The following is a 19,279-nucleotide window of genomic DNA, read 5'->3' on the forward strand; positions in this document are numbered from 1 at the left end:
CAGACCATTTGGCGGAGCCGCAGCGCGCGCCCGGAGACCGGTCATGAGCTCCAAACCCGTTGCAATCGTCGCCGGTGCCGGGCCTGGCCTCGGCCAGCACCTTGTCCGCCACTTCGCTGAGAACGGTTATAACGCGTTTGGCCTCAATCGCAGTACCAAGGCGGACTTCCACCAGACTTTGGCCGTTGATCTGATCGATGAAACCGAAGTAGCTTCAACGCTCAAAGAGATTGGCCGCGACGTCGGCCCACCAAGCCTGGTGGTACACAACCCAGCCGCGCTTGTGATTGCGCCGTTCAGTGAGACGAGCGCACAGACTTTTGAGACTACATGGCGCTCAACGGTGCTCTCTGCTGTGAATGTGGCTCGCGCGGTCTTGCCAGCGATGGCTGAGAACGGCGGCGGAACCTTTATCGCTTCGGGGGCAACCGCCTCCTTGCGCGGCGGCAAGAATTTCAGTGCATTTGCCTCCGCCAAATCGGCGCTGCGGGCGCTGATGCAATCGCTGGCGAAGGAATACGGACCGCACGGCATTCATGTGGCGCACGTCATCCTCGACGGCATTCTCGATACCGAAGCCAGCAGAAAACTGCACGATATGGATCCGGCAAGGATGATGCGGCTGGCAGATGTAGCAGCAGCCTATCTCGCCATTGCGCAACAGCCGCAGTCGACCTGGACTTTTGAAACGGACCTTCGCCCGATGGGAGAGAATTTCTGATGGATACCGATATTCTCATCATCGGCGGCGGTCTTTCCGGACTTGCTCTGGCCGACAGGCTGCAAAGCGCAGGCCGCGACTGGCAATTGGTAGAAGCCAACGAACGCCTTGGTGGCCGCATTTATTCGCCCGAAATCAAAGGGCAGAACTTTGACTTGGGGCCAGCATGGTTCTGGTCAGGGCAGCCGCGCATGGCCGAACTTGCACAACGGTTCGACCTGGAAGCTTTCGAGCAGTTCAGTAAAGGGCGGATGCTCGTTCAGGATTATAATGGCAACGTCCAGGCACATGGCGGCTTTTCTCCCATGCAAGGATCCCTGCGTCTGGCTGGCGGCATGGAGGCGCTCATACACGGTCTTGCCAAAGGGCTGCCGCAGGACCGCGTTCGCTGCGGGTACAAGGTTGGCAGCCTAAAACTTCAAGACCACGCAATAACCGCTGGCATAAGCACAGATACAGGCACAGAGACGATTACCGCAAAACACGTTGTCCTTGCCCTGCCGCCGCGCCTTGCGGCGAGCACGATATCCTTCAAACCCGCACTACCAGATGCGGCAATCAAGGCGATGGAAACCACCGCGACATGGATGGCAGGACAAGCCAAATTTCTGGCGATTTTCGACCAGCCCTATTGGCGTCAGAATGGTTTTTCCGGCGATGCGATGAGCCACCGTGGGCCGCTGGTGGAAATTCATGATGCCTCGCCCGCCGATGCGGGGCCCTATGCCCTGTTCGGTTTCGTCGGCGTCCCTACCCAAGCCCGTTTGGACAATCGCGAAAAACTCATCGCGCTCGCGCAGACGCAGTTGATTGACATGTTTGGTGAAGAACTGGGCCACCCGCTCGAGGTCCGCTTGCAAGACTGGGCACAGGTCGAAACCGTGGCGACCGGTCTGGATCAACAGGGCAGCGGCGGTCATCCGCGATATGGCTACCCCTCTGTTCTTAATGGGATCTGGAATGAACGCTTGATTTTGGGATCAACCGAGACGGCAAATGAATTCGGCGGCTATCTCGAAGGCGCTTTGGAGGCAGCCGAGATCGCAAGTGCCAAGCTCGTTGGTGCCCGAAGCGTCCATGATCGGTACCGTACAAACGCGCTCTTCCTAACTATTTTCATCAAAGAGATAGATCGCCAGTTTAGCAGTTGGGCGCTGTTGCCCAGAACCCGGGTGGCCAGAAAGACAGTGCCACAGTCAGTGAACGATTAACCCGACTGAAGCAGCCTAAACGAGTTGATCGCCTTTTCGGGAAAACTTCACCGAAATCTCATTTTCGTTCCAGCCTAGGAGCTTTTCGTCAAAGTCGAAGCGCAAACATCCGACCGAACGCGATGAACTTGTCGTGAGCGTAGCCCCTAGCGATGATCAAAAATTGGGTTTGCCTATCGTCAGAAGATAAGCACTCAATGCAAACTACGCTTGGTGCAATTGCTACCTAATACCGGGGTTCTGGTAGCGGAGGAGGGACTCGAACCCCCGACACATGGATTATGATTCCACTGCTCTAACCACCTGAGCTACTCCGCCATCGCCGATGCGAGACACCGCCGCGCCGCTCTGACAGAGCGCTGGGCAGGCGGCGCATTTAGGGCGCAGTTCGCAGGTGGTCAACCGTTGATGTGCTCATGTTCCTACCGCTGGTCTACACCGATCATGGCAGCTTCATTCATCCGCGCAACTTTTGCAGCAAGCCCGCTATCGAGTGCGCTAGAAATCGCGTTCCCACGTCGGGCACTTCCCGCGCTAAATGACCCAGCGCATCGCGGTCAAATTCCGCGACGCGACGAGCTCGCCTCGCCCTATCTGCGGAATGTGAAATCCCGGATGCTCTCCCACGGGCCGCCGAGGTAACGAAACAAGGACAGGCCAACAAATTTGAAGTCGCGCGGCTCCACGGTAAACTCCAAGACCTGTTGCAGAGCTTTTGCTTCTTTCGCGGTCACTTTGTTCTGAACCGTAATGTGAAGTCGCGGGCGATGCTGATCCTGCTGCGTTATCATACCGTGGAAACGGTCTGCGATCTGGTCGCGCAGCATCAGCATATCCTCACTGGTGATTTTCAGCGCGGTCGTTCCGCCACCCAGTGGCATGACGCCCTCAAGCCGCGCCGCTATCGGTGACAGCTCGCCAGCCACCTGTTTTAGATAATCGCGCAACTCGCTCTCGCATTGCGGTGGTAAGGCATGGAAGAGTGTCACATGCGCTTCGAGAAAGTTGCGCTCTGCCGGAAAGTGCTCGTCGCGCAGTCGCGTGGTCCACCGATGCAGGTCTTTGGGTAGCTGCGCCGTCAGGATGAGCGGTCGTGAGTCCAAAAATCCCGCTTACATCTCGCCGCGTTCACGGCGGATCGCGAACCATTTTTCGACGTTTGCATTATGCTCAGCATACGTCTCGGCAAAGGCGTGACCACCCGTGCCATCCGCCACCATAAAGCGGGCGCTGGTTTCTGCCGGGTCCAATACAGCGCGAATGCTCTCGCGGTACGGGATTGGTGATAGGGCCTTTCGGCAATCCGACCATCGAATAGGTGTTGTAATCGTTCACCGCGGCGATCTCTGACTGACGAATGCGTCGCCCCAGCGGCTTGCCCTTTGTGATCGGGTAAATGATCGTCGGATCAGCTTGCAGCAGCATCCCGTCCTTCAACCGATTGGAGTAAAGCCCGGCGACCATGCGCCGTTCGCGCGCAACGCCGGTTTCCTTCTCGACTATTGAGGCAAGCACCAGCGCCTCTTCCACTGTATCAACGGCAATATCAGGTTTACGCTGTGGCCATGCCTCGGCCAGGAAATTGCGCATTTCCGCCTGCATGCGGGCAAGCACCTTGGCGCGCTCCTCCCCGCGCTCAAAATCGTATGTCGCGGGCAGCACGCTGCCTTCCTCAGGCACGGGAATTTCGCCAGTGAGATGCTCTTGCGCCATCAGCCGTTCCCACACCAGTATGGATGGCATCCCTTCCGGAATGGTCACAAACCGGCGAATGGCCTGACCATCCTGCAATGTCTGCACTATCGTTGACGGGCTCGCCCCGCCGGGAAGGAGAAACTCGCCAGCTTGAATGTCGTCGCCACCGCCAAATATCTTCGCCCGCAACAGGAAGGCATCGGCGTCATCAATATGTCCCTGCTCCTCAAGATCACGCGCAATCGAAGTGAGTGTGGAGCCGCTTTTGACAATATACGGCGTGTCTTCCGACAGATTGCTGGGGTTGGTCCATGGCAGGATCAGCCAGCCAAACCCGGCCAGACCCGCGAGCACAACAAGACCTGCGAGGAGCAAGCCCTTGCGCATACCCTAGTTGACCTTCTGCATGATGAGACTGGCATTTGTGCCGCCAAAGCCGAAGCTGTTATTGAGCACAGCGTTAACCGCGCGCTTGCGCGCTTTCAATGGAACCAAATCGACGCCTTCCGTGCCGTCGTCAGGGTTGTGCAGGTTAAGCGTGGGCGGGACGACGCCGTCGCGCATCGCCAGCACGCAGAAGATTGCCTCAACTGCGCCCGCACCGCCAAGCAAGTGCCCAATCGCGGATTTGGTCGAGCTCATGGAAGCACCGCTAAGATCATCGCCCAGCACGCGTTTTACCGCCGCCAGCTCAATAGTGTCGGCCATTGTCGAGGTGCCATGTGCGTTGACATAATCAATGTCACCAGCGTTTAGTCCCGCCTTTTTCAGGGCCATTTCCATGGCCAGCTGCGCACCAAGTCCATCAGGGTGCGGTGCGGTGACATGATAGGCATCGCCTGACAGGCCATAGCCGGTCACTTCGCCATAAATCTTCGCGCCGCGAGCCTTTGCGTGCTCATATTCCTCAAGCACCATCACACCAGCGCCCTCACCCATCACAAAGCCATCACGGTCTTTGTCATAGGGTCGGCTTGCCTCTGTCGGGCGGTCATTCATGCTCATATTGAGCGCGCGGGCTTGTGCAAATCCGGCAATGCCCAGCGGATTGACGGTGCTTTCCGCCCCGCCCGCCAGCATAATGTCGGCATCATCATCGCGGATCATACGCGCGGCATCACCAATCGAATGCGCACCGGTTGAACACGCCGTCACAACCGCGTGGTTCGGCCCCATAAAGCCATATTTGATCTGCACCTGTCCGGTGACAAGATTGATCAAGCGCCCATGCACGAAATGCGGGCTGACCCGACCGGGGCCACGCTCATGCAGAACGATCGACTCTTTCTCAATGCCAGGAAGGCCTCCGATACCAGAACCAATTGAGCAGCCGATCCTGCGCTTCATCGCTTCGGGCAATTCACCATCAAGGCCAGCATCTTCAATCGCCTGCCCCGCTGCGTCGATCCCGTACACAATGAAGGGGTCAACTTGCCGCTGGACCTTGTGATCCACACGCTGGTCGGCATCAAACCCCCACGGGTGATCCTTGCCCTTCACCTCGCAAGCGATGGTGCATTTCTGACCTTCAGGGTCAAAACTGGTGATCTGACCTGCACCGCTTTCACCCGCGATCAGGTTTTTCCATGATGTTTCGACATCACCGCCCAATGGGGTGACAAGGCCTAGTCCGGTTATGACCACTCGGCGCATCAATCTCTCCGTAAAACAACAACAGGCCCGGCCCTGTACCGGGTCGGGCCTGTCAGTTCCCGCGCATTAAGCAGCGGGTGTAAGCTCAAAAGCGATCAGCCCTGATGCTCATCAATAAATTTGGTGGCATCGCCAACGGTCGAGATTTTCTCAGCCGCATCATCAGGAATTTCCACGCCGAACTCTTCTTCGAACGCCATCACCAGCTCAACGATATCAAGGCTGTCTGCGCCCAGATCGTCAATGAAGCTAGCTTCCTGTGTAACCTTGTCACCCTCGACACCGAGATGTTCGACAACAATTTTCTGCACGCGGTCGGCAGTATCGCTCATAATTTTCCCTCTTTGAAAATGGGGCTGTTAGAATTGCCTTTCGCCCTAATGAACGGCGGGCGCGCTGGCAAGTGTCCCAGATACAAACAAAGCTGCAAAACCGGAATACGTCGGGGAAATCGGTACTTTCGCGACCGATTTCAAGCCTGAAAGGTTCATTTGCCGTTATCCCGCGGGTTTATCGCTCTCAGTCTTGGGTGGCTCAACCGCGCGAATATGTACGTCGCGCAGCTGACGAGAGGATACCTTGCCCGGTGCGCCCATCATCAGATCCTGCGCGCGCTGGTTGAGCGGGAAGGCGATGACTTCGCGAATATTCGGCTCATCAGCAAGCAGCATTACGATACGGTCGATGCCCGGCGCGGAGCCGCCATGTGGCGGTGCGCCTAGCTTGAACGCCTCAATCATGCCGCCAAATTCGCGATCAACATCTTCCTGCGAGTACCCGGCCAATTCAAACGCCTTGTACATGATCTCTGGGCGGTGATTCCGGATTGCGCCGCTGCTTAGCTCATAGCCATTGCAGACAATGTCATACTGCCATGCAAGAATATCGAGCGGGTCTTTGCTTTCGAGCGCTTCCATCTCGCCCTGCGGCATGGAGAACGGGTTGTGGCTGAAATCGACCTTTTTGTGTTCCTCGTCATATTCGTACATCGGAAAATCGACGATCCAGCAGAATTTGAAGCAGCCGCTTTCGATGAGGTCCAATTCTTCGCCGACCCGCGTGCGTGCCGCTCCGGCGAGTTTCGCTGCGTCTTTCTCTTGCCCAGCCGCGAAGAACAGGCCATCATTCTCGCCAAGACCCAGCTCGTCATAGACTTTCTGCATGTTCTCCGGGCCGTGGTTCTTGGCAATCGGTCCGCCAAACTCGCCGCCCTTGCGAGTCACATAGCCAAGGCCGGCAAAGCCTTCTTTGCGCGCCCAGTCATTCATATCATCGAAGAATTTGCGACTCTTCTCATTGGTGTTTGGCGCAGGGATCACCCGGACGCGGCCACCACCACCAACGATTTTCTCAAACAGGCCAAAGCCGCTTGATTGGAAGTGATCAGTCACATCACTGATGATCAGCGGATTGCGCAAATCGGGCTTGTCCGTGCCAAATTTCAGCATGGCCTCAGCGTATGGGATACGCGGAAACTCGCCCGCCGGTGTCACCGTGCGACCATCGGCAAACTCTTCAAAAACGCCCGCGAGCACCGGCTCGATTGCCTGAAACACATCCTCTTGCGTGACAAAGCTCATTTCAAAGTCGAGCTGATAGAATTCGGGCGAACGGTCAGCGCGCAAGTCTTCGTCGCGGAAACATGGCGCAATCTGGAAGTACCGATCAAAGCCAGCCGTCATCAGCAGCTGTTTGAACATTTGCGGAGCCTGTGGCAGCGCGTAAAAACGACCGGGATGCAAGCGGCTCGGCACCAAATAATCGCGTGCACCCTCTGGACTGGAAGCACCGAGGATTGGCGTCTGAATTTCGTTAAAGCCCTGATCGGTCATGCGGTTCCGGATCGAACTGATGACCTGAGAGCGCAGCATGATGTTGCGATGCATGCTCTCGCGCCGCAAATCTACGAAGCGGTATTTGAGGCGGATATCCTCAGGATATTCCTGTTCGCCCGCGACTGGCATGGGCAGTTCTTCTGCCGCGCTTTGAACCGTTGCTGAGCGCGCAAACACCTCGATCGCGCCGGTCGGAAGATTGGCATTCACGGTATCCTCGCTGCGCGCCTTCACTTCGCCATCAATTGTAATGACGCTTTCGAGCTTCAGTCCCTCGAGAAGCTTCAGCGCTTCGCTATCTTCGTCAGCGACAATTTGTGTCATGCCATAATGATCGCGCAAATCGACGAACAGCACGCCGCCATGGTCGCGTTTTTTGTGAACCCAGCCCGAAAGGCGGACAGTTTCGCCGACATTTTCCTTGGTCAGCTGTGCGCAGTTGTGGGTACGATAGGCGTGCATCTAATATCTTTCCAATTTTGGAGCTATGGCGCTAAGGGCGCGCGTCACAGTTTTGTGCGCGAGTCCCTATATCAGGGCGCCTTCTCAATATAGGGCGCGCTAACAGGGTAAAGGGCTTGTTTTGTCAAGCCATCAAACATTTCCATTGGGCCTGCGGTTTCGACCAAGGGCCCGGGGGCGGCACTCCGCCCGAACACAAGAAAAGACATATGAAAATACATGATCTGATTACGACCACCGACGCGCTCAGCGACCTTTGCGAGCGTTTGGCGAAGAGCGAGTTCGTCACCGTCGACACTGAATTCATGCGCGAAAACACCTATTGGCCCGAACTCTGCCTGGTGCAGATCGCCAATGAGGAAGAGGCAGCGGCAATCGATCCCCTCGCCGATGGGATTGACATGACCCCGCTGCTGGATCTGCTGACTGACAATACCGACGTGCTGAAAATCTTTCATGCTGGCGGTCAGGACGTCGAAATTATCTATAATCTGACCGGCAAAACGCCGCAGCCAATCTTCGACACACAAATTGCAATGATGGCGATCAGCCAGTCTGAGCAGATTGGCTATGCCAATTTGGTGGAGAGCTGGCTGGGCATTGCCGTCGACAAGGGCGCGCGTTTCACCGATTGGAGCCGCCGACCGCTCACCGACCGTCAAATTGAGTATGCGATTGGCGATGTGACGCACTTGTCGAAGATTTTTCCGATGATCCTCGACAAGCTGGTCAAGACCGGTCGCGGTGCGTGGCTGAATGCGGAAATGGACAAGCTCGCTGACCCGGAAAATTACCGGCAAGACGCGGACACGTCCTGGAAACGCATCCGTTCACCCGTAGCCGTAACGCGGTTGTGCTGGGCCGCCTCAAAGCGCTCGCCGCTTGGCGCGAGGGCGAGGCGCAGCACAAGAACATCCCGCGCGGTCGCATCATGCGCGATGAAACGCTGGCCGACATTGCCAGCCATCCGCCCAAGAAACAGGCCGATCTTGGCAAAGTGCGTGGACTATCCAATGCATGGCGCGACAATGACATCGGCAAGCGCATGCTCAAGATCATCGAGAAGGCAGAGCCTCTTCCAAAAGACGAGATGCCGAAAAAGATGAAACGCGGCGCGCCGCTGGGCAAAGAAGGTGCGCTGGTCGCCGACTTGCTAAAATTGCTGCTGAAAATCCGTGCGCGTGAGATCGACATTGCGGCGCGGCTGTTAACGCGGACAGATGAGTTGGAATCGCTCGCAGCTGGCGTGCGCGATCTGCCGATCCTGCAAGGGTGGCGCAAAGATGTGTTTGGCCGCGATGCGCTTGATCTGGTGGAGGGCAAGCTCGCTTTCGCCGTAAAGAATGGCAAGCTGCATATGACCCATGTTGATGATATGACAAGCGATATGAGCGAGGCGAGAGACGAGCCAACCGAGCTTCAGGCCGCGGCGGAATGAGCACATACCTCCCCACGATCAAACAGCTGCAATATCTGGTTGCCTTGCATGAACATGCACATTTTGGCCGCGCAGCGGAGGCAAGCTTCGTTTCCCAATCGACCCTTTCATCGGGAATTCGCGAGTTGGAATCGCTGCTGGGTGTGACATTGGTAGAACGCAGCCGCCGGGTGGTACGTTTCACAAGTCTTGGCAATCAGGTGGTGGAGAAAGCGCATCGGATTTTGCGAGAATCCGAAGAGCTGGCCGATTTGGTAAAGGCCGCAGGTCAGCCATTGGTGGGTCAGCTCCGTATGAGCGTGATCCCGACTATTGCCCCGTTCTTGTTGCCTCGGATATTGCCGCGCTTGCGCAAGGAGCGCCCAGATCTGAAACTGTTCCTGCGCGAAGAAACGAGCCATGACGCAGTCGAATCGCTTCAGCACGGTACCGGGTTGATTGCGTGCTGCTGGCTCTTCCATTCCAAACTGGTGAAGTCGACAAAGCGCATATTGGCGAGGATCTCGCTGTATGTTGCCTTCCCAAAGGGCGATCCACGCGACCCTCCCGCCAAAGTAGACCCTTCGATGATTGATGAGGGGCGGCTATTGCTGCTGGAGGATGGGCATTGTCTGCGTGATCATGCACTCGCGGCGTGTAATCGCCCAGAACTGCGGGCCAGCGCAGCGATGATCGGCACCAGCCTGCATACGCTGGTGCAAATGGTCGATAACGGGCTGGGCCTCACCATGTTGCCCAAGATGGCGGTAGATGCAGGCGTTTTAGCGGGCACAGAAGTTGTCGCTCGCCCGCTCAAATCCACCACAGCAACGCGCGAGATCGCCCTGATATGGCGCAAGAATTCACCCCGCGCAGAGGATTTCAAATTGCTCGCGGAGGAATTGCGGGCGGGCTGAGATCAATCCATATGTTTGAGGCCGACCCGCAAATAGTCCCACCCTGTGATACAGGTCAGTGCTGCGGCGGCCCATAAAGCTGTGAGGCCCGTCACATGAGCCCAGCTCTCTGCGGTACGTTTTACATTGGTCGCCCAGTTCCTGACACGGCTGGCCATGTATTGCACCGCCACCGATCAGCGCACCGAGGGCCACCAGCTGAAACGTGGTTTTCCATTTGGCCAGTTTGCTGACCGGCACAGACACTTGAATACCGCCCAGGAATTCACGCAAACCTGATACCGCGATCTCGCGCATCAGAATAATCAATCCCGCGATGACGTGGAAATCACCGACATAGGGACCACGCAGATACCCTTGCGCGGTCAAAACCAGAATAACCGTTGCGACCATAATCTTGTCCGCAATCGGATCGAGAAACTGCCCAAGCTTGGAAACCGTTCCTTGTGCACGCGCCAGATAACCATCGAAAAAGTCTGTGATCCCAATCAGACAATACAGCACGAAACCAATGGCGTATCCCAACCGCCATTCTGGCCACCACAAAAAGAACGCGAGCAGTGGCAACGCGAGTATGCGTGAAAGCGTAAGGATGTTCGGCAACGTAAGCACGCCATCCCCTTAGCGGCCTAATCAGTCGCGCAAAAGACTTCGAATTCGCTTGCCCGCAATTGTGTGTTGTTTAGACAGGGGCAAGTTTTGATGGGCACATTCGCGTTTCTATGACCACTTCGACGCATCTTTTGCGCCGCAGACGCTTTCTGCCCCTGTTCGTTACTCAGCTGTTCAATGCGTTTAACGACAACCTCTACAAAATGACGATGGTGCTTTTTGTAGTATACTCAGTGTATGACGATGAGAGCTTAGAGGGCATATTTAGCGCCATAGCGACCGGCCTTTTCATGTTGCCTTTCTTCCTGTTATCAGCAGTTGCCGGGCAATTGGCAGATATGCGCGACAAGGCGAAGATCATTCGCACTGTCAAATTCTGCGAGATCATCCTGATGCTGATTGGCGCGACCGGGCTGTACCTCGCGTGGCAGGGAATCGCGGTTGATCAGTTCGCAATCCCGCTACTGCTGCTGGCGCTATTTCTCACCGGCATTCAGTCGACATTTCTTGGTCCGATCAAATATGCGATCCTACCGCAGCATCTCAAGAAGGAAGAGGTGCTTGCAGGGACCGGACTGGTCGAGGCAGGTACGTATATAGCGATCCTTACTGGTACAATTCTGGCGAGCTATATCAACGTGGAATGGGCTGCTGGTGGCATTATCATCACTGCCATTGTGGGATACTTGGTCAGCCGACAGATCCCCACGGCACCAGCGCTCGGCGAGATCGAGAAGGTCGATTGGAACATCTGGCGCGCATCGACGAGCCTCATTCGCGGTACGATGCATGACCGGCAAATCTACTACGCTATCATCGCGATCAGTTTTTTCTGGACCATCGGCGCAGTCCTGACGATTCAGTTTCCACCGCTCGCCAAGAACACCCTTATGGCTAGTAAGGAAGTCGCTGGTTTGTTTCTGGCAATATTTTCAATTGGGATCGCGATCGGATCGGTGTCGATCAATGCCCTGTTAAAGGGGACCGTATCCGCGCGCTACGCGCCCATATCGGTCATCATGATGGGCGTGTTCGTTGTTCTATTCTATCTCGTTTGCCGACTGTGGGCCGCCAATGCACCCACAGAGCTGATGAGCGTTACGGAATTTATCGGTTGGCCCATGGCAACCGCCCTGCTCGCGTGTCTCCTGGGGATTGCTATTGCTGGCGGCATGTTCGTTGTCCCGCTTTACGCGTTCCTGACCACGCGTTGTAAACCGGATGAAGCCGCGCGGACGATCGCGGCGAATAACATCGTCAATTCCGGCGCAATGGTCACCGGCGCTCTTATTGCAATGAGCCTGAGTTTTTTCGGAATTCCAATCGCGGAACAGCTATTGCTGAGCGCCGGAATGTGCATCATTTCAGCGTGGCTTGGCAGGCGTCTACTCACGGCAGAGCGAGAAGCCGCCCGCGCCAATGCCTAAATGATAAAAGCGAGCGTGGCCGCAACTGTCGCGAAATAAGTCGTCGCAACGCCGCGCACATCACTGGCGGTCAAACGCCAGAACGGCTCCTGCCGGACATCATCAACTGGCCGAAAAACATGCGGCGGAAGGCTCGCCCGAAATTTGTTGCGGGCAGTTTCATTGGTTAGAACAAGCGAACGTCTCATCAGGCAAGTGTTAACCAGCTGCTAACCATCGTGTAACGCATGAATCCAACATTGCACCGCTTTGGGACGAATTTACACTTTGTTAACCATACTTACTAACAGCGACGCCTGTGCCGTCCGCTCGCTCGAAGCCCCTTCTGCCGAGACGGGATTGCCTGCCACAGCCCGCGAAGCTAACGGCAAACGCATGACGTCATTGCGCACCGCCCCGCCTACCCCCGACGCCGCACGATTGCTGGTCGATTGCCTTGTCACGCAGGGGTGCGACCGGATTTTTACCGTTCCGGGTGAGAGCTTTCTTCCGGTGCTTGACGCCTTGCACGGCGAGAGCAGCGTCGATGTCGTAACCTGCCGCCAAGAGGGTGGTGCGGCATTCATGGCCTGCGCAGATGGAGCGATGACCGGTAAGCCCGGCATTTGCTTTGTCACGCGCGGCCCCGGAGCCACGAATGCCAGCATTGGTGTGCATGTCGCGATGCAGGATCTGCACTCAATGATCCTGTTCGTTGGCGATGTGGACAGCACCATGCGCGACCGCGAGGGATTTCAGGAACTCGATTTTGCCGCATTTTTTGGCCCGGCCTGCAAATGGGCTGCGCGGATCGACAATGCTGACCGCATCCCGGAATATATCGCGCGGGCCTATGCGACCGCAATCTCAGGCCGCCCGGGCCCGGTCGTCCTTGCTCTGCCCGAAGATATGCTCAGTAAGGCCACAACAGCGCAGCCACGAGCACAGATCGCTCGCCCGGCTCAGGCCCCCTGCCCCGATGCGATGCAGGCAATGATGGCTCTAATAGCTGACGCTGCGAGCCCCGTGGCCATCATCGGCGGCGCCGGGTGGAACAGCAAGGCGCGAGAGAACTTTCAGGCGTTCGCCGAACGTATCGGCATCCCGGTCGCCACGGCATTTCGACGGCAGGACGCGATTAGCCCCAACAGCCCCGTTTTCGCAGGGAATCTGGGCTATGGTCCCAACCCAAAACTGGTCGAGCGGGTCAAAAACGCAAACCTGATTCTGGCCGTGGGTGCCCGGCTCGGCGAGGCGACAACAGATGGTTATACCGTGCCGCAACTCAACGCTGAGCATCGCAAGCTCATCCATGTGCACCCAGATCCTAACGAACTGAACCGCGTATACCTCGCCGACTTGTCGGTTTGCGCAAGCATGGATGAGTTCGCGAAAAGCACCGCATTATTGGATGAGGGGGATGCAATTTCCTTCGATGCGGGGGCACAGGCACATGCCGAATGGCTCAATTGGGCCACCGCAAGGCCAACCGATCACACACTCGACATGGGCGCCTGCGTTACATTTATGCGCGAGCAATTGCCCACTGACACGATCATCTGCAACGGCGCAGGTAATTTCTCAGGCTGGTGGCATCGCTACTGGCGGCATGATGGTTTTCCCACGCAATTGGCACCAACCGCAGGGGCCATGGGATATGGGGTTCCGACCGCCGTTGCGTACCGCGCGACGCTACCCAAATCGCACGGTAGTCGCGGTGGCTGGCGACGGCGATTTCCTGATGAATGGACAAGAGCTTGCCACGGCGGTGCAGCATGACTGTGATCTGGTTGTAATCGTCGTCGATAACTCAGCCTATGGCACAATCCGCATGCATCAGGAGCGTGAGTTTCCAACCCGCATCTCTGCGACCGAGCTACGCAATCCCGACTTCGCCAAACTCGCAGAGAGTTTTGGTGGATGGTCTGCGCGTGCGGAGACGACTGAAGCCTTTCAGGCCGCGCTATTAGAAGCGAAGAGCAAAACCGGCCTTCGCCTCATCCATTGCATCATCGACATAGAACAATTGGCCGCGAGTGGTGCCAGCATCAGCGCCCTTCAGAAAGCCTAAGGTCAGGACTTAGCCATCTTCCGCCATCGCGTTGATGATTTCCCACTCTTCAGGAGTAATCTCAGCGACCGATAGCCTGGACAAGCGCACCAGCTCGCACTCAGCCAGCTTCGGCTCGGCTTTGATCTGCTTTAGCGTGACCGGGTTCTTCAACTTGCGAACCGGCTTGAACTTCACTGTGTCCCAAGTGCCAGTGGGATCAGTTGGGTCTTTAAGGTCGGCCACCGAAACTTCACAAATGCCGACAATCTCCAGTCCTTCACGCGAGTGATAAAAGAACGATTGATCACCAACCTTCATTGCTTTGAGATTGTTCTTCGCGCGGTGATTGCGGACGCCATCCCAAACCTCTTCCTTATCGCGGATCAAGTCATCCCAGCTATACTTGAAAGGTTCCGACTTCACTAACCAGTATCGTGCCATTTCTACTTTCTTTCCTGCCATCACCGGTGCAGTTTTCGCGCCTGCATCGACCATCTTCTGAACGCTTACAAAGCCGGTAAACCAGCGTTCCACAAGCTCTTTAGGTCGAGTTAACCGCATTTTTAGGGAATGCACGGCATATGTTTGCGCAAATACCATCCCGTTGGGATCGGTCAGGGGAAGCGGATTGTCAGGTCAGACAAAAACATTTCGCGAAGCGGTGGGAGAGAAATTCTCCGGCAACACCGTTATAGAGCGCGACTTTGTCATATCAGGCATCGCCATCAGTGCGATCATCCTGTTCATCGGAACGGGCGGTACAGTGCTGCCGCAAATCGTGCGTGCATGGCAAGGGCTGGCATCGCAACCTGATGTCGTGCTGACCAATGCATTGATGCTGAATGTGGCCGTTATCTTGCTCGGCTGGAACCGATATCGGTCCCTCAAGGTCGAGCTGGAGCAGCGCAGAATATCCGAGCGCGAGGCGCGCCGGCTCGCCGAAATCGACGCACTCACGGGGTGCTATAATCGTCGGAGTATTGGCCCTGTCATCGCTGACCTTATTGATGATGCAAAGAATGATGAGCGTGACGTCGCGGTTATGGTCGTTGACCTCGACAACTTCAAACAGGTTAATGATCTGAATGGCCACCATGTTGGCGACGCGGTGCTGAAAACGGTTGCGGAACGGCTAGCGGATAGCTTGCCAGGGGACGCACTGCTTGCACGTCTGGGCGGCGATGAATTTGCCTGCGCCCTGCGTTATGACCCGGAACACAGGGATCGCGTCGAACACCTTGCATCGCTTCTGATTGAACGGGTGTCAAAACCGCTCGTGTTGGAGGAAGTGACCGCCGAGATCACCATTTCGATAGGGATTGTAGGACACGCTGACCTGTGCGAACGTCAAAACCTGTTGGAAGACGCGCAGCAGCTGATCCACAAAGCCGACATCGCGATGTATCACTCCAAAAAGCAGGGTAAGAGCCGCTTCCACTGGTTTGAGACCGCGATGGAGTATGAATTGCGGTTCCGCAACGATCTGGAAAATGGTATCCGCAAGGGTATTCGTGAGAATGAATTCGTCCCCTATTACGAGCAGCAAATTGATCTGGAGACGGGGCAGTTAGTCGGTTTCGAAATGCTGGCACGCTGGCATTCGCCCGAACTGGGCGTAGTCGGGCCAGACGTATTCATCCCGATTGCTGAAGATATCGGGATCATCTCCGAACTTTCTGAAAGGTTGATTGCTCAAGCATTTGAAGATGCCCGAGATTGGCATCCGGATCTCAGCCTGTCGGTCAATATCTCGCCGGTTCAGATGCGCGATCCGTGGTTCTCTCAGAAGCTGGTGAAGATGCTTGTTACGCATAATTTCCCCGCCTCGCGCCTCGACATTGAGATTACCGAGAGCTGCCTGCATGATAATATTGGCATGGTCCGCAACATGATCACAAGCCTGCGCAATCAGGGTGTTCGCGTGAGTCTTGATGATTTCGGCACGGGTTATTCCAGTCTTGCGCAGCTGCGGACGCTACCGTTTGACCGCCTGAAAATTGATCGCAGTTTTATCAGCGAACTGAAGAAAGAGGGCGCTAGCGAGAAGATGGTCGATGCGATCATCGCGATGGGCGATGGCCTGAACATGCCCATCACCGCAGAGGGTATTGAGACGCCGGAAATCCTCGAAATCCTGAAGACTATGGGTCAGCTCAAAGGGCAAGGATATCACTACGGAAAACCCGAACCCGCTGCTGCTGTCACAAAACGGCTCGCAGAGGCTGGATTGCTCAATGAAGATAAAGATAGCGAGCCAGCGATGATTGATGAGCCGCGATATCTGCATCAAAAAGTGCCCAATCACTCAGCCAACTAATCAGCTTACACATTGCTTGGGCTAGACGCGCGGCATGGCTGCGAATAGAGCGCGCGCTGTAATGCGCGTTCCCTTCACAAAGATGCACGGCCTCGGCAATGATTTCATCATGCTTGATGGACGCGATGCTGCTTTGCCAGAAATGACAGAGAGCATTGCGCGTGCCCTCGCCAATCGGCGCACCGGCATAGGCTGCGATCAACTGATCATTTTGTTGGGTTCAGACCTTGCCGATTTTCGCATGCGCATTTTCAACCATGACGGCGGCGAGGTCGAGGCATGCGGCAATGCTTCGCGGGCTGTTGCGCTGTTGCACGGTAAGGACGCACAGGTTGAAACGGGCGGCGGCATCATCACCGTCAGCCCAAGCGCAAGCGGCGCAAGCGTGGATATGGGTGTTCCTCGCTTTGAGTGGGAGCAGATCCCGCTCGCCTATGCGATGGATACCCTCGAATTGCCGCTTGGCTGGGATGAGCTTGAGCAGCCAACTGCAGTCAATGTTGGCAATCCTCACGCAGTCTTCTTCGTACCGGATGTCCAGATGGTCGAGCTTGAGCGTTTGGGGCGGATTATCGAGAAAGATCCGGTCTTTCCCGAGCGGGTGAATGTGAACGTCGCCAGCGTCGTAAGCCAGGATTGGATCAATTTGCGCGTTTGGGAACGCGGCGTTGGACTTACTCAGGCATGCGGCACCGGCGCCTGTGCAACGGCGGTCGCCGCCATGCGTCGCGACCTGGTTGAGCGGACAGTGACGGTCGCGTTACCGGGCGGTGAGCTGACGATTGAATGGCGCGATGATGATCACATCGTCATGACCGGCCCGGCCACGACCAGCTTTACCGGCGAGTTTGACTGGGATGATTTCGCATGAGCGCGATCAATACCAAAGCGCCGGAAGTGATCTCGCTAGGTTGCCGCCTCAATATTTCCGAAAGCGAGCGAATTCGCGCAATGCTGGGCGATGAGAAAGACATCGTCGTAGTGAACAGCTGCGCGGTTACGAGTGAGGCGGTTAGGCAAACTCGGCAGGCCATTCGCAAAGCGCGCAAGGCCAATCCCGATGCGCGGTTGATGGTCACCGGCTGCGCGGCGGACATTGAACGCGATCAGCTGTCAGCCATGCCAGAAGTCGATGGCTTGATTGCCAACACACGCAAACTCGATCCACGCGCCTGGAACGTGCCGGTCGATGCGGCTCCTGTCCCAGCGCAGCACACACGCGCCTTTGTCGCGGTGCAGAATGGCTGCGACCATGCCTGCACATTCTGTGTTATTCCTCAGGGGCGCGGAAAAAGCGTGTCACTGACCATCTCAGAGGTGCTGCGCGAGGTTGAGAAGCATCTGGAGCATGGTGCGCCTGAAGTCGTCCTGACCGGTGTCGATGTAACAAGCTGGGGGCATGATTTGCCTGACACGCCGCCGCTTGGCGCGCTCGTGGAGGCGGTGTTACAGGAGTTTCCGCAGCTGCAACGCTTGCGCATGTCATCAGTCGACGGAATCGAAATCGATCCAGTGCTGTTCGACCTCTTCGCGAGCGAAAACCGCATGATGCCGCATGTGCATTTATCGCTTCAGCATGGGCACGATCTGATCCTCAAACGCATGAAGCGCCGACATCTGCGAGCCGACGCGGTCGATCTTGTCGCACGGTTGAAAGAACGCCGTCCGGATATTGCGATTGGTGCGGATCTGATCGCGGGCTTTCCCACTGAAACGACCGAGCATCACGCCGCCAACCTATCGATCATCCGCGAGCTCAGCATCGTCCACGGGCATATCTTCCCATATTCGCCGCGTCCCGGCACTCCGGCGGCACGCATGCCGCAGCTGGCGCGCCCGCTCATTAAGGAACGCGCGGCTGAGTTGCGCGACGCAGTAAAAACCGTCCGCGAAGCGTGGCTCACATCGCTACTCGGCAAACCACTCGGTGTGCTCGCTGAAAATGACGGTTGTGGCTATTCACCGGAATTTGCCCGCGTAGCATTGCCAGACACGGCAAAACGCGGAGAGATCGTGACTGTAACGCCCACGCACATAAACAAAGGCCTGTTGGTATGAGCGGACAAAGCTGGTCCGAAAGACTGTTTGGCGGCTTTCGCAAGACATCAGAACGGCTGACCGAGAACCTCACCAGCGTCGTTGGAACCGCGAAGCTCGATGATGCGACGCTCGACGATGTTGAGGATGCGCTGATCCTCTCCGACCTCGGCCCATCAGCTGCGGCGCGCATCCGCGAACGACTGACCGAGAAACGTTTTGGCTTGGAAATCAGCGAACAGGAATTGAAAGAGGCAGTCGCCGAAGAGATTGCAGCGATCCTGCGCCCGGTGGCCAAACCACTGGAAGTGACTGCCTTTCCCCGCCCGCAAGTCGTGCTGGTGATTGGCGTCAATGGCAGTGGCAAGACCACGACCATCGCAAAACTCGCTCATCTCTTCCAAGAGGATGACTATGGCGTGATGGTGGCCGCAGGCGATACGTTCCGCGCCGCCGCCATCGGTCAGCTTGCAACATGGGCGGACCGCATCGGCGTGCCGATTGTTCGTGGCCCCGAAGGCGGCGACCCGGCCAGCATCGTGTTCGATGCGGTAAAAGCCGCGACAGACAAGGGCACGGACGCGCTGATTGTCGACACCGCCGGACGGCTTCAGAACAAGCGCGAGCTGATGGATGAATTGGCGAAAATTCGCAAAGTGCTCGGCAAACTCAACCCAGAGGCGCCGCATGACGTAGTGTTGGTGCTGGATGCGACAAATGGCCAGAATGCGCTGAGCCAGATTGACGTGTTCAAAGAGGTCGCGGGTGTGACCGGCCTGATCATGACGAAGCTGGACGGGACCGCGCGCGGCGGTGTGCTGGTCGCCGCGGTACGAGCAATATGGCTTGCCCATTCACGCGATTGGTGTGGGCGAGAAAATAGACGATCTGCGGCCTTTCGACCCTGATCTGGTCGCACGTGTAATTGCAGGAGTTGCCTGAT

At 56.6% G+C, this 19,279-nt stretch carries 13 protein-coding genes, 1 tRNA gene and 5 pseudogenes; 10 read left to right on the forward strand and 9 right to left on the reverse strand.

From position 1 onward, the window contains the following. Nucleotides 1–43: 43 nt before the first annotated feature. Complete coding sequence (locus tag ACZ1GM_RS11055; RefSeq protein WP_472676511.1) at nt 44–721, forward strand: SDR family NAD(P)-dependent oxidoreductase; 678 nt, start codon at nt 44–46, stop codon at nt 719–721. Next, complete coding sequence (locus tag ACZ1GM_RS11060) at nt 721–1,932, forward strand: flavin monoamine oxidase family protein (RefSeq protein WP_472676512.1); 1,212 nt, start codon at nt 721–723, stop codon at nt 1,930–1,932. The genes ACZ1GM_RS11055 and ACZ1GM_RS11060 overlap by 1 nt, the downstream gene beginning before the upstream one ends. A gap of 241 nt (nt 1,933–2,173) precedes the next feature. Here ACZ1GM_RS11060 and ACZ1GM_RS11065 read toward each other — a convergent pair. From ACZ1GM_RS11065 to aspS, 6 genes and pseudogenes are all read right to left on the reverse strand, one after another. Beyond that, nucleotides 2,174–2,250, reverse strand: a tRNA-Met gene (locus ACZ1GM_RS11065). A gap of 272 nt (nt 2,251–2,522) precedes the next feature. Continuing rightward, nucleotides 2,523–3,035 (reverse strand): 2'-5' RNA ligase family protein, encoded by a 513-nt coding sequence (locus tag ACZ1GM_RS11070; protein ID WP_472676513.1) that lies wholly within the window; start codon nt 3,033–3,035, stop codon nt 2,523–2,525. Nucleotides 3,036–3,044: 9 nt separating this feature from the next. Continuing rightward, a pseudogene (mltG, locus tag ACZ1GM_RS11075) lies at nt 3,045–4,014 on the reverse strand (endolytic transglycosylase MltG). 3 nt (nt 4,015–4,017) lie between these two features. After that, the gene (fabF, locus tag ACZ1GM_RS11080) at nt 4,018–5,280 is read right to left on the reverse strand and encodes a beta-ketoacyl-ACP synthase II (RefSeq protein ID WP_472676514.1); all 1,263 of its coding nucleotides are present in this window, start codon (nt 5,278–5,280) and stop codon (nt 4,018–4,020) included. Nucleotides 5,281–5,375: 95 nt separating this feature from the next. Then, the gene (locus tag ACZ1GM_RS11085; RefSeq protein WP_472676515.1) at nt 5,376–5,612 is read right to left on the reverse strand and encodes an acyl carrier protein; all 237 of its coding nucleotides are present in this window, start codon (nt 5,610–5,612) and stop codon (nt 5,376–5,378) included. A 165-nt stretch (nt 5,613–5,777) separates the two neighbouring features. Next, the gene (aspS, locus tag ACZ1GM_RS11090) at nt 5,778–7,577 is read right to left on the reverse strand and encodes an aspartate--tRNA ligase (RefSeq protein WP_472676516.1); all 1,800 of its coding nucleotides are present in this window, start codon (nt 7,575–7,577) and stop codon (nt 5,778–5,780) included. A gap of 209 nt (nt 7,578–7,786) precedes the next feature. On the opposite strand from aspS, the pseudogene rnd reads away from it, so the two are divergent. Both rnd and ACZ1GM_RS11100 read left to right on the forward strand, forming a co-directional pair. Next, nucleotides 7,787–9,015: pseudogene (rnd, locus tag ACZ1GM_RS11095) on the forward strand (ribonuclease D). Further along, complete coding sequence (locus tag ACZ1GM_RS11100) at nt 9,012–9,911, forward strand: hydrogen peroxide-inducible genes activator (RefSeq protein ID WP_472676517.1); 900 nt, start codon at nt 9,012–9,014, stop codon at nt 9,909–9,911. The pseudogene rnd and the gene ACZ1GM_RS11100 overlap by 4 nt, the downstream one beginning before the upstream one ends. Before the next feature lie 2 nt (nt 9,912–9,913). Here the strand turns inward: ACZ1GM_RS11100 and pgsA are convergent. Continuing rightward, nucleotides 9,914–10,523, reverse strand: a pseudogene (gene pgsA / locus ACZ1GM_RS11105) (CDP-diacylglycerol--glycerol-3-phosphate 3-phosphatidyltransferase). 110 nt (nt 10,524–10,633) lie between these two features. Here pgsA and ACZ1GM_RS11110 point away from each other — a divergent pair. Next, a complete protein-coding gene (locus tag ACZ1GM_RS11110; protein ID WP_472676518.1) occupies nt 10,634–11,950 on the forward strand; it encodes an MFS transporter in 1,317 nt (438 codons plus the stop codon). On the opposite strand, the gene ACZ1GM_RS11115 is transcribed toward ACZ1GM_RS11110, so the two are convergent. Continuing rightward, complete coding sequence (locus ACZ1GM_RS11115) at nt 11,947–12,138, reverse strand: hypothetical protein (protein ID WP_472676519.1); 192 nt, start codon at nt 12,136–12,138, stop codon at nt 11,947–11,949. The two genes, ACZ1GM_RS11110 and ACZ1GM_RS11115, sit on opposite strands and share 4 nt — an antisense overlap. A 187-nt stretch (nt 12,139–12,325) precedes the next feature. Here ACZ1GM_RS11115 and ACZ1GM_RS11120 point away from each other — a divergent pair. Further along, nucleotides 12,326–14,000 (forward strand): annotated as a pseudogene (locus tag ACZ1GM_RS11120) (thiamine pyrophosphate-binding protein). A 9-nt stretch (nt 14,001–14,009) separates the two neighbouring features. Here the strand turns inward: ACZ1GM_RS11120 and ACZ1GM_RS11125 are convergent. Next, nucleotides 14,010–14,423: an EVE domain-containing protein gene (locus ACZ1GM_RS11125; RefSeq protein ID WP_472678553.1), complete on the reverse strand. Its 414-nt coding sequence runs from the start codon at nt 14,421–14,423 to the stop codon at nt 14,010–14,012. A 187-nt stretch (nt 14,424–14,610) separates the two neighbouring features. Between ACZ1GM_RS11125 and ACZ1GM_RS11130 the strand changes: the two genes are divergently transcribed. From ACZ1GM_RS11130 to ftsY, 4 genes and pseudogenes are all read left to right on the forward strand, one after another. Then, on the forward strand, nt 14,611–16,299 hold the full coding sequence (locus ACZ1GM_RS11130; RefSeq protein ID WP_472676520.1) for a putative bifunctional diguanylate cyclase/phosphodiesterase: 1,689 nt from the start codon (nt 14,611–14,613) through the stop codon (nt 16,297–16,299). A gap of 61 nt (nt 16,300–16,360) precedes the next feature. After that, nucleotides 16,361–17,170, forward strand: coding sequence for a diaminopimelate epimerase (gene dapF / locus ACZ1GM_RS11135; protein WP_472678554.1), 810 nt, complete (start codon nt 16,361–16,363; stop codon nt 17,168–17,170). Then, a complete protein-coding gene (locus ACZ1GM_RS11140; protein WP_472676521.1) occupies nt 17,167–18,357 on the forward strand; it encodes a MiaB/RimO family radical SAM methylthiotransferase in 1,191 nt (396 codons plus the stop codon). Before dapF ends, ACZ1GM_RS11140 begins: the two co-directional genes overlap by 4 nt. Then, nucleotides 18,354–19,278, forward strand: a pseudogene (gene ftsY / locus ACZ1GM_RS11145) (signal recognition particle-docking protein FtsY). The gene ACZ1GM_RS11140 and the pseudogene ftsY overlap by 4 nt, the downstream one beginning before the upstream one ends. Nucleotide 19,279 lies beyond the last annotated feature (1 nt).

The sequence above is a fragment of the Qipengyuania sp. JB2-7 genome, from assembly GCF_055693485.1.

Bases quoted from the DNA above. Each gene is read 5' to 3' on its own strand.
- ACZ1GM_RS11055 (WP_472676511.1), top strand. From the start codon at position 44: ATGAGCTCCAAACCCGTTGCAATCGTCGCCGGTGCCGGGCCTGGCCTC.
- ACZ1GM_RS11060 (WP_472676512.1), top strand. From the start codon at position 721: ATGGATACCGATATTCTCATCATCGGCGGCGGTCTTTCCGGACTTGCT.
- fabF (WP_472676514.1), bottom strand. From the start codon at position 5,280: ATGCGCCGAGTGGTCATAACCGGACTAGGCCTTGTCACCCCATTGGGC.
- ACZ1GM_RS11085 (WP_472676515.1), bottom strand. From the start codon at position 5,612: ATGAGCGATACTGCCGACCGCGTGCAGAAAATTGTTGTCGAACATCTC.
- aspS (WP_472676516.1), bottom strand. From the start codon at position 7,577: ATGCACGCCTATCGTACCCACAACTGCGCACAGCTGACCAAGGAAAAT.
- ACZ1GM_RS11100 (WP_472676517.1), top strand. From the start codon at position 9,012: ATGAGCACATACCTCCCCACGATCAAACAGCTGCAATATCTGGTTGCC.
- ACZ1GM_RS11110 (WP_472676518.1), top strand. From the start codon at position 10,634: ATGACCACTTCGACGCATCTTTTGCGCCGCAGACGCTTTCTGCCCCTG.
- ACZ1GM_RS11115 (WP_472676519.1), bottom strand. From the start codon at position 12,138: ATGAGACGTTCGCTTGTTCTAACCAATGAAACTGCCCGCAACAAATTT.
- ACZ1GM_RS11125 (WP_472678553.1), bottom strand. From the start codon at position 14,423: ATGGCACGATACTGGTTAGTGAAGTCGGAACCTTTCAAGTATAGCTGG.
- dapF (WP_472678554.1), top strand. From the start codon at position 16,361: ATGCGCGTTCCCTTCACAAAGATGCACGGCCTCGGCAATGATTTCATC.
- ACZ1GM_RS11140 (WP_472676521.1), top strand. From the start codon at position 17,167: ATGAGCGCGATCAATACCAAAGCGCCGGAAGTGATCTCGCTAGGTTGC.